Source organism: Elioraea rosea, assembly GCF_007644105.1.
GTDB lineage: Bacteria > Pseudomonadota > Alphaproteobacteria > Acetobacterales > Acetobacteraceae > Elioraea_A > Elioraea_A rosea.
In genome coordinates, this window is the sequence record NZ_VFAC01000071.1 from 1 (window position 1) to 9,541 (window position 9,541).

At 70.3% G+C, this 9,541-nt stretch carries 10 protein-coding genes; 4 read left to right on the forward strand and 6 right to left on the reverse strand.

Annotation, left to right across the window (positions count from 1 at the left end; genetic code table 11):
* Window positions 1-1,483: ATP-dependent helicase HrpB (gene hrpB / locus FIF60_RS20930; protein ID WP_239451746.1), on the reverse strand; the 1,483-nt coding region annotated here is incomplete at its 3' end.
* Window positions 1,484-1,563: 80 nt separating this feature from the next.
* Here hrpB and FIF60_RS20935 point away from each other — a divergent pair.
* The 3 genes from FIF60_RS20935 (at window position 1,564) to FIF60_RS20945 (ending at window position 4,259) form a co-directional block, all read left to right on the forward strand.
* Window positions 1,564-2,790 carry an alpha-hydroxy acid oxidase gene (locus FIF60_RS20935; protein ID WP_144300233.1) on the forward strand — a complete coding sequence of 409 codons (1,227 nt, stop codon included), beginning with the start codon at window positions 1,564-1,566 and terminating at the stop codon, window positions 2,788-2,790.
* Between the two features lie 171 nt (window positions 2,791-2,961).
* Window positions 2,962-4,011 (forward strand): permease, encoded by a 1,050-nt coding sequence (locus tag FIF60_RS20940; protein ID WP_144300234.1) that lies wholly within the window; start codon window positions 2,962-2,964, stop codon window positions 4,009-4,011.
* An 11-nt stretch (window positions 4,012-4,022) separates the two neighbouring features.
* The gene (locus FIF60_RS20945) at window positions 4,023-4,259 is read left to right on the forward strand and encodes a thioredoxin family protein (protein ID WP_144300235.1); all 237 of its coding nucleotides are present in this window, start codon (window positions 4,023-4,025) and stop codon (window positions 4,257-4,259) included.
* 293 nt (window positions 4,260-4,552) lie between these two features.
* Here the strand turns inward: FIF60_RS20945 and FIF60_RS20955 are convergent, their stop codons facing one another.
* The 5 genes from FIF60_RS20955 to FIF60_RS20975 form a co-directional block, all read right to left on the reverse strand.
* Window positions 4,553-5,479 (reverse strand): SMP-30/gluconolactonase/LRE family protein, encoded by a 927-nt coding sequence (locus tag FIF60_RS20955; RefSeq protein WP_144300236.1) that lies wholly within the window; start codon window positions 5,477-5,479, stop codon window positions 4,553-4,555.
* 106 nt (window positions 5,480-5,585) lie between these two features.
* Entirely contained in the window at window positions 5,586-6,872 is a 1,287-nt protein-coding gene (locus FIF60_RS20960; protein ID WP_144300237.1) for a TRAP transporter large permease, read from the reverse strand.
* On the reverse strand, window positions 6,869-7,342 hold the full coding sequence (locus FIF60_RS20965) for a TRAP transporter small permease (protein WP_144300238.1): 474 nt from the start codon (window positions 7,340-7,342) through the stop codon (window positions 6,869-6,871). The genes FIF60_RS20960 and FIF60_RS20965 overlap by 4 nt, the downstream gene beginning before the upstream one ends.
* A 32-nt stretch (window positions 7,343-7,374) precedes the next feature.
* The gene (locus FIF60_RS20970) at window positions 7,375-8,370 is read right to left on the reverse strand and encodes a C4-dicarboxylate TRAP transporter substrate-binding protein (protein ID WP_144300239.1); all 996 of its coding nucleotides are present in this window, start codon (window positions 8,368-8,370) and stop codon (window positions 7,375-7,377) included.
* Window positions 8,371-8,425: 55 nt separating this feature from the next.
* On the reverse strand, window positions 8,426-9,163 hold the full coding sequence (locus FIF60_RS20975) for an SDR family oxidoreductase (protein ID WP_144300240.1): 738 nt from the start codon (window positions 9,161-9,163) through the stop codon (window positions 8,426-8,428).
* A 144-nt stretch (window positions 9,164-9,307) separates the two neighbouring features.
* Here FIF60_RS20975 and FIF60_RS20980 point away from each other — a divergent pair.
* On the forward strand, window positions 9,308-9,541 hold a 234-nt coding region (locus tag FIF60_RS20980), incomplete at its 3' end, for a GntR family transcriptional regulator (RefSeq protein WP_144300241.1).

Below are 9,541 nucleotides of genomic sequence, written 5' to 3' on the forward strand. Positions count from 1 at the left end.
CGAGGCCGAGCCTGCGCCGGTGCTGTGCGGCGGCCCGCGCCGCCGCCCCGCCGAGCCGGCCGAGACGGAGCCGGATGTCGGCAGGCGGCTCGCGCGCCTCTGCGCGAAGCGGGTCACGCTCCTCGAGGAGCGCGGCGAGGTCTGCCGCAAGCGCTGCGTCCCCGCCCGCCCGCGCCATCATCGAGGCGAGGCGGGGATGCGCGGACAGTCGCGCCATCGCCCTCCCGTGCTGGGTGATCGCCCCCGCGCCGTCGAGCGCGCCGAGCTCGGCAAGCAGCGCGCGGGCTGCGGCAAGAGCGCCGGCGGGAGGCGGGTCGAGGAAGGGAAGCGTCGCGGGGTCGGCACCCCAGGCGGCGAGGTCGAGCGCCAGCGGCGCGAGATCGGCCTCCAGGATCTCCGGCGTCTCCTGCGCCGCGAGGCCGCGATGCGCGGCTTCCGTCCAGAGCCGGAGCGCGATGCCGGGGCGAAGGCGCCCGGCGCGGCCGGCACGCTGCTCGGCCGCCGCTCGGCTGATCCGGCGCGTGCCAAGCGACGTCAGCCCCGTTCCGGCATCGAAGCGGGGGCTGCGGCGATACCCGCCATCGACCACCGCATCCACGCCCTCGACGGTGAGAGAGGTTTCGGCGATGGAGGTCGAGAGGATGATCTTCCGCCGCCCCGCCGCGTCGGGCCGCAGCGCCAGGTCCTGCGCCGCGGGGTCGGTCTCGCCGTGCAGAACGCGCACGACGGCGGCCACGCCTTCGAGCGCCGCCTCGGCACGGCGGATCTCGGCCATGCCGGGAAGGAACACGAGCACGTCGCGCTCGGACTGCGCGAGCGCCCGCCGCGCGGCCCTCGCGGCCGCCTCGGCAAGCTCGCGCGGATGGGCGAGATCGACCAGGGCATGCTCGATCCGCACCGGGAACATCCGCCCCGCGCTCTCGATGACGGGTGCGTCGCCGAGCAGGCGCGAGAAGGCCGCGCCGTCGAGCGTCGCGCTCATCGCGACGAGGCGGAGCTCGGGCCGCAGGCCTGCCTGAAGGTCCCGGCAGAGGGCGAGCGCGACATCACCGTCGAGGCTCCTCTCGTGCACCTCGTCGAACAGCACGGCCGCCACGCCCTCGAGCCCGGGGTCGGATTGGAGGCGGCGGACGAGCAGCCCCTCCGTCACCACCTCGATGCGGGTGGCGCGCGAGACCGCACTCTCGAGGCGCGTGCGGAAGCCGACCGTGCCGCCCACCTCCTCGCCGAGCAGGGCAGCCATTCTTCGCGCAGCGGCACGGGTGGCGAGGCGGCGCGGCTCAAGCATCACGATGCGCCCTTCCGCACGCCATGGCGCGCCGAGAAGCGCGAGCGGAACCACAGTGGTCTTGCCCGCGCCTGGCGGGGCGACGAGCACGGCGTTCTGCCCGGCCTCGAGCGTGGCGAGCAGGGCAGGCAGGGCATCGGCGACCGGCAGCGCGGCTGCCTCATCGGGCAACGGCCCAGGGGGAAGCAGGGTCACGCCCGCGCCCCCTTGCGCCGAGCGCCGCCGGAGCCGACAAGCATCGCCGACGATCCGACCGGGACAATCGAGCGCCATCCATGCACGGAGCCCTGCCGGCCCACGCCGGAGCCAAGCCGACCGCAACGAACCTGCCGCGCCGCCTGACGCGCGCCCTCTGCCTCGACGATTTCGAGGCGATGGCCAGGGCGCACCTGCCGCGGCCGATCTTCGGCTATGTCGCGGGTGCCGCCGAGCGCAACGCCTCGCTCGACGACAACGAGCGTGCCTTCAAGGAATGGGGCTTCGTTCCCCGCATCCTGCGCGACGTGTCGAAGCGCGACCCCTCGGTCGAGCTGTTCGGCCGGCGCTGGAGCGCGCCCTTCGGCATCGCGCCGATGGGCATGGCCGCGCTCGTCGCCTATCGCGGCGACGTCGTGCTGGCCGAAGCCGCACGGAAGGCGGACATCCCCTACATCCTCTCGGGCTCCTCGCTGATCCGCCTCGAGGAGGTGATCGCGGCCAACCCGGAGGCCTGGTTCCAGGCCTATCTCCCCGGTGCCGCAGAGCGCGTCGAGAAGCTCGTCGACCGCGTGGCCGCCGCCGGTTTCGGCACGTTCATGGTGACGGTCGATACCGCCGTGCTGCCCTCGCGCGAGAACAACGTGCGCAACGGGTTCTCCACGCCTCTCCGTCCCTCGCTCCGACTTGCCTGGGACGGGGCGATCAAGCCGCGCTGGCTGCTCGGCACGTGGTTCCGCACGCTCGCGCGCCACGGCATGCCGCATTTCGAGAACAGCTTCGCAGAGCGTGGCGTGCCCATCCTCGCCCGGAACGTGCTGCGTGACTTCACCGCGCGCGATCATCTCAACTGGGAGCATCTCGCACTGATCCGCCGCCGCTGGAAGGGGCGGCTTCTGGTGAAGGGCATCCTGCACCCTGACGACGCCCGCCTCGCGCGCGAGCATGGCGCCGATGGCGTGATCGTCTCGAACCATGGCGGGCGGCAGCTCGACGGCTCGGTGTCGCCTCTTCGCGTTCTCGAGGCCGTGGTGGCGGCGTCGGGCGACATGCCGGTGCTGTTCGACGGAGGCATCCGGCGGGGGACGGACGTGCTGAAGGCGATGGCACTCGGTGCGCGCTTCGTGTTCGTCGGCCGCCCGCTCCTCTACGCCGCAGCGGTCGGCGGCGCCGATGGCGCGGGCCACGCGATCAACCTGATGAAGGGCGAGCTCGACCGCGACCTCGCGCTCCTCGGCATCGACGAGCCCGCCTCGCTCGGCCGCGACAGCATCTTCCGCCTCGCCGACGGTGCGCGCCCGGCCTGAGCGGCAGCATTCGCCGCAGTTCTTGACCTGTCGCAAGGCGTTCGCGCGCATCGGGGCGTAGAGACCTGCCATGCGCAGGTGCGTCCGCCTCTTCGGTCGCTGCATGCCGACAGCTCCTCTCCTTCTCGCCCGGAGAGCGCTGTCCGTCTTGTCCTTGTCCAGGCTCCCGGCATGACGACCGACGTCAAGGCGATCGGCCATCCCTCGCCCGCCCCCTGGCTCGCTGCGGCCGCCGCAGGGCTGGCGATCTGGGCAGCGCTCTACAGCCAGCTCGTGCCGTTCTCGCAATGGCTCGTCTCGCTCCTGCCGCTGGCGCGCGAAAGCCGTCTCGGCGAAGCGATCGCGTTCTTCTTCTATGACGTACCGAAGGTCCTGCTGCTGCTGACCCTTGTCGTGTTCGCGATGGGGGTGGTTCGAACCTTCTTCTCGCCTGAGCGCACGCGCGCACTTCTCGCCGGCCGCCGTGAGGGTGTCGGCAATGTCATGGCGGCATGCCTCGGCATCGTCACCCCGTTCTGCTCCTGCTCGGCGGTGCCGCTCTTCATCGGCTTCGTGTCGGCAGGCGTGCCGCTCGGCGTCACCTTCTCCTTCCTGATCGCCGCCCCCATGGTCAACGAGATCGCGCTTGGGCTTCTCTTCGCGCTTCTCGGCTGGAAGGTCGCGCTCACCTATCTCGGCTTCGGGCTCGGCATCGCGATCATGGCAGGCTGGGTGATCGGGCGCCTCAAGCTCGAAGCCTGGCTCGAACCATGGGTGCTCACGATCCATGCCGGCGTGGCCACGCTGCCAGATCGGACCCAGACCTGGCCCGATCGCATTCGCGCCGGGCTCGAGGCGGTTCGCGAGATCGTCGGCCGTGTCTGGTACTGGATCATCGCCGGCATTGCCGCAGGCGCCATGATCCACGGCTACGCACCGGAGGAGCTTCTGGCCTCGATCATGGGCAGGGAGGCCTGGTGGTCCGTTCCGGCGGCCGTCGTGATCGGCATCCCGATGTACTCGAACGCGGCAGGCATCATCCCGGTCGTGGAAGCCCTGCTCGGCAAGGGCGCGGCGCTCGGCACCGTTCTCGCCTTCATGATGAGCGTGATCGCCCTGTCGCTGCCGGAGATGATCATCCTGCGGAAGGTGCTCTCGCTGAAGCTGATCGCGGTGTTCGTCGGCGTCGTCGGCACGGGGATCCTCGCCGTGGGCTTCCTGTTCAACATCCTGTTCGCGTGAGGAGAGGCATGATGAAGGACGTGAAGGTGCTTGGCCCCGGATGCGCGCGTTGCGACAGGGCCGTCACGATGGTCAAGGACGCGGCTGCCAAGGCCGGGGTGGACGTCACCGTCGAGAAGGTGACGGACTATGCAGCGATCGCCGGCTACGGCATCGCATCGACGCCGGGCATCGTGATCGACGGCAAGGTCGTGCATGCGGGCGGGCTGCCGAAGCCGGACGACCTGGCGCGCTGGATCAGCGGCTGAGCGCTGCTCGCCGACGCCGCGCATAATCTCACCGACGTCGCGGGGCTGCTGATCGCCTGGCCACTGCCCTGCTGTTCCGCGGTCACGGCATGCATGACCTCAACGCCAGTGGCGGGTATCTGCACATGGCAGCGGATGCACACGTATCGGTCGGTGTAGTCTTCTCCGCCGTCGTGATCCTTACGACTGGTTTGAACCTCGCCGATCGGCTCGCAGCACGCACGGTCAGCGCCGCCCCCATCCTCAGTCTGGGCGAGGGCGGGCGCGCCGCCTCAGGTGCCCACCGCGCCCGTTCACGCCGGCAGCGCGATGCGCGCGAGCACCGCCTCACCCTTGCCACCGGAGAACAGCCCGCCCGTGCCGAGTGCATAGAGGCCGCGCCCGTCAGGCGTGAGGGCGACCGCCGTGTTCCCCTCCACGCCGGGTGCAGGGATCACGCCCGGTTCCGATGCGCCCGGCAGGAGCCTTGCGATGCCCACCGCATGGGTCGCCGCGAACACCGTGCCGCCCGGCGCGATGTCGAAATCGTCGACGCCCGAGCCCATGCGCGCCAGAAGTGCCGGCGTGCCCTCGGGCCGCTCGCTGGACAGGACCTGGCGCAGAAGCAGTCGCTGCGCGGAGTTGGAGAGAAGAAGCGCATTGCCGGAGCGCTTGATCCCATTCACGCCAGGATAGGGTTGGCCCTGCACCGGGGCGAGCATCGGATCGGCGAGCCAACGTGACGCCTCGCCCGTGCCGAGATCGACGGCCCAGACCAGGCCGAGCGCGCTGTCGGCAACGAGAAGCCTCTGCGGCGCGAGCAGGAGCGCGCCATTCGGAAAGATCGCCTCCGCCAGCGCGATGCGGCGCGCGACGCGGCCATCCGCCTCGACGATCAGCACGGCCGCTTCGCCGCGCATCGCCTCCGGCCCGCGGTTGAACGCAACGCCGTGCACGACGAGCGCATGCCGCCCGCCCACGAGCGCGGTGAGGCTCACGGGATGCTGCGGCACCTCCGCGAAGCGCGCATGTCCCGCCGCGGGCGACCAGGCTTCGAGCGTGCGCGCGAAGTAGTTCGTGAAGATCACGCGTCCGTCCGACGCGACGACGAGGTTCTCGAGAAACGTACCGTTGGGGAATCGGGCGAGGATCTCGGGCGCCGGCTGCGCCAGGGCCGGAACGGTGACGGACAGCGCGACGGTGCCGCCGGCGAGCGCGGTGACGAGGGTGCGACGATGCATGGGGAGAAACTCCAGCTTCGGAGATGGCACCAATATGCCTCTCCATTGGAAAGCCTCGGCCGGCTCGACCGTTTCAGGACAGTGAAGCTTTCGTGACGGCCAGACCTCAGAACCGCCCGAAGATCAGGTTGGGCAGGAACAGCACCGCCTCGGGGATCAGCACGAGGCCGAGCGTCACCGCGCCGACCGCGAGGAACAGCGGCACCGATTCCCGGGTGTACTCGCCGAGCGGCACGCGCAGGATCGAGCACACCGCATACATCGCCGCGCCGACAGGTGGGGTGAAGTTGCCGATCGTGGCGGCGACGATGAAGACGATGCCGAAATGGATCGGATCGGCGCCGAGCTGGCGCATCAGCGGCAGGAAGATCGGCGTCAGCATGATGATCAGCACGGTCGCATCGATGAAGAAGCCGCAGGCAAGGACGAACAGGGCGATCAGCGTCATCGCCGCGGTGGCGTTCTCCGTCACCCCCATCAGCACCTGCGAGACCGTGTCGGGCACCTGGTCGTACACCACGCCGTAGGTGAAGATCGCCGAGACGGCGATCAGGAACATCACCGAGCCGATGTCGGAGAGGCTTCCCTCGAGCGCGGCGAGGAACGGCTTGCGGCCGAGCTCGCCATGCACGACGAGGCCGATGAACACGGCGTAGACGACAGCGAAGGCGCCGATCTCCGATGGGGTGAACACGCCCATGCGGAGCCCGACGAGCAGGAAGATCGGAAAGAGAAGCGCCCAGATGCCGCCGCGGAAGGCACGCACCACCTCGCCCGCGCCCGGCCGCTGGGTACGCTCTGGCGGGTAGCCGCGGCGGCGCGCCGTGACGGCGACGGCGAGGCCAAGCGCGATCCACAGAAGGGCCGCGGGCACGAAACCCGCCGCGAACATCCGCCCGATCGAGACCTGGCCGATCGAGCCGTAGAGGATCATGCCGATGCCGGGCGGAATGATCGGCGTCAGGATCGAGCCGAAGGAGAGGATGCCGGCGGTGAAGCCGCGCGACATGCCACGCTTGATCATCTCGTGGCCGAGCATGCGCGCCTGCATCGCCGCATCGGCGATCGCCGAGCCCGACACCCCACCCATCAGCGCGGAGAGGGTGAGCGAGACCTGCGCCAACCCGCCGCGCAGCCGGCCCGTCAGCACGGACGCAAGCGCGAGGAGCCGCCGCGTGATTCCCGCGTGGTTGAGGAAGTTGCCCGCAATGATGAAGAGCGGCACGGCCAGAAGCGCGAAGTTCTGCGTCTGCGACACCGTGATCTGCACGGGGATGGTGATCGGCAGATCGGGGTTCTGCAGGAAGAACAGCATGCCCGAGATGGCGATCGCGAAGGCGACGGGCATGCCCATCAGCATCAGGACGAGGAAGGCAGTCGCGACGAGGATCATGCCGCGCGCGGGGCGCGGAACGTATCGCGCAGCTTGAGCAGCGTGGTGATCAGGAGCAGCGCCGCGCCGGCCGGCATCGAGGCCGTGACCCAGGAGTAGGACACGCCCGGGATGCCCTGGAAAGTGCGCGCGCGGCTGACCCAGGCGAGCTCCGCTCCGGCGATGATGGCGTAGACGAGGAACGCGGCGATCAGAAGCAGGTTCACCCGCGCGAGCATCGCCGAGGCCGCCGCAGGAAGCCGTGCGGTGACGAGCTCGATCGCCATCAGCCCGTTGTTGCGCCAGGCGATGTCGGCGCACAGGAAGCAGGCCCAGGCAAAGAGGCAGGTGGCGATGTCGGTCGTCCAGTTAAGCGGCATGGCCAGCATGCGCGCCACGCCGCCCGTGAAGATCAGCACCACCATCGCCAGCAGGAAGGCACCGGCGATGACGGCCTCTGCCCGGCAGAGGATGCGGTAGAAGGCCGCCATCGCCGCCTGTCCTGCGTCCGCCCAGCCCTTCTCTAGCGGCCCACCTCGCGCAGCACAGCGTCACGCTCCGCGGCGATGCCGAGCACCTCGTAGGCCTTGGCCCCGGCACGGCGGAACGCCTCCATGTCGACATTGTCGACGATATGCATGCCACGCCCGATCATCTGCTGCCGTACCTGCTGCTCGCGCTCGGCGATGACGCGGGACGTCGCCTGCCCGGCCGCGCGGCATTCCTCGATCAGCGCCGTGCGGTACTCCGCCGGCAGGGACTGGAAGAAGCGCGAACCGACGACCTGGAAGTTGATGAGCAGGATGTGGCCCGTTTCGGACGCGTAGCGGAGCACCTCGTTGAACCGCCCGCCGGGGATGTTGTTCCAGACGAGCTCGACGCCGTCGATCGCCCGCTGCTGCAGCGCCGGATACATCTCGCCGAAGGCCATCGCCACGGGTGCCGCGCCGAGGGCACGCACGCTCTCCTGCCAGATCGGCGCCGGTGGCGTGCGGATTCGCTGGCCGGCGAGGTCCTCCGGCTTGCGCACCGGGCGGTTGGTGTAGAAGTGCCGGTGGCCCTGCACCCAGTCGAAGCAGAGGACCTGCAGCCCATGCTGCGCGGCGAGCTCGTCCTGCCAGCGCTTGATCGTCGGCGCGTCGGCGAGCCTGGCGACCTCCTCGATCGTGTTCGCGAAGTAGGGGCCGTTCAGCACGGCCATGCCCTTGACGTAGGTGCCGAGGCGCGCGGCATCGGTGTTCTGGCCGATATTCGCGCCCTGGCGCATCTGCTCGATGATGTCCTCCTCGACGCCGAGCTGCGCCGAATGGAACACCCTCATGGTGAGCCCGCCATTGGTGCGCTCCTGCACCCGGCGCGCCCAGGCCTGGAAGCCTTCGTGATACGGCTCGGTCGGGCCGAGCACGTGGTTGAAGCGGAGCGTGAACCGCTCCTGCGCGGAAGCCGGCGCGGAGACTGGCGCGGCGGCGACGGCGATGGCCGCGGCGACGGCGCCGAGCCGGATGAGCGATGCGATCATGGGTTGCTTTCCTCCCGCTTTTGTTGTGAACACGGTTCGTTACGTCAACGCACGTCTAGAGCGTCTGGCCTCCGTCCACGACCAGGATCTGCCCGGTCATGAAGGCGCCTTCGTCCGAGGCGAGGTAGAGAACGGAGGCGGCCATCGCCTCGACCGTGCCGAGGCGACCCATCGGCTGGCGCGCGGTGAAGGCGGCCATCGCCGCCTCGCGGTCCCCCGTCGCCTCTGCGCGCTCGACCAGCGAGGGGGAATGGGTGGTGCCCGGCGCGAGCGCATTGCAGCGCACGCCGTGCGCGATGCCTTCGCGCGCGACGGCCTTCGTCAGCCCGATCACCGCAGCCTTGCTCGCGCCATAGGCCGCGCGGCCGGCAACGCCCGTGATCGACGAGGCGACGGAGGCGACGTTGACGATCGCGCCCGCGCGGCGCTCGAGCATCGCGGGAAGGGCGGCGCGGATGGTGAAGAACATCGAGGTGACGTTCTGCTCGAGGCTCGCGCGCCAATCCTCGTCGGTCGTCTCGAGGAGGCCGCCGGCATGCACCCAGCCGGCGCAGTTGACGAGGATGTCGAACGGGCCGGCAGCGGCGATCTCGCGCGCCACGGCCGCACCATCCGTCACGTCGAGGGGAGCCGTCTCGATGCCGAAGGGCACGAGCGCGGCGAGCTTGGCGCCGGTGCGGCTCGCTGCGACAACGCGCGCGCCGTCCTCGGCAAGGGCGATGGCCACCGCACGGCCCATGCCCTGCCCAGCACCGGTGACGAACGCCCGTTTCCCGGCAACCCGCCCACCCATGTCCGACCGCCAAGCCCCCTGCCATGACCACGGCGTGCGCCGCCTTGCCATCCGATCCGTGCGGACCGGAGAATGTCATTTGTGTACACTTGCCACAAGCACCCCCGGCCCCACAACCGGCACAAGGATCGGACCGACGCTGCGATGACCTCCCGCCCGCCACGCCATGACCACGCCGCACGCAGGCTCGGTGCCGAGCCGCGGCTCAACGCACGCACAGAGGAGCTCGTCGCAGCCCGGATCGCCGATGGTTCGCTGCCGCCCGGAACGCCGCTTCTCGAAAGCCGCATCGCCGCGACGCTCGGCACGAGCCGCGGCCCGGCGCGCCAGGCGCTCGAGGCGCTCGCCGCGCGCGGCCTGGTGCGGCGCGCGCAGGGT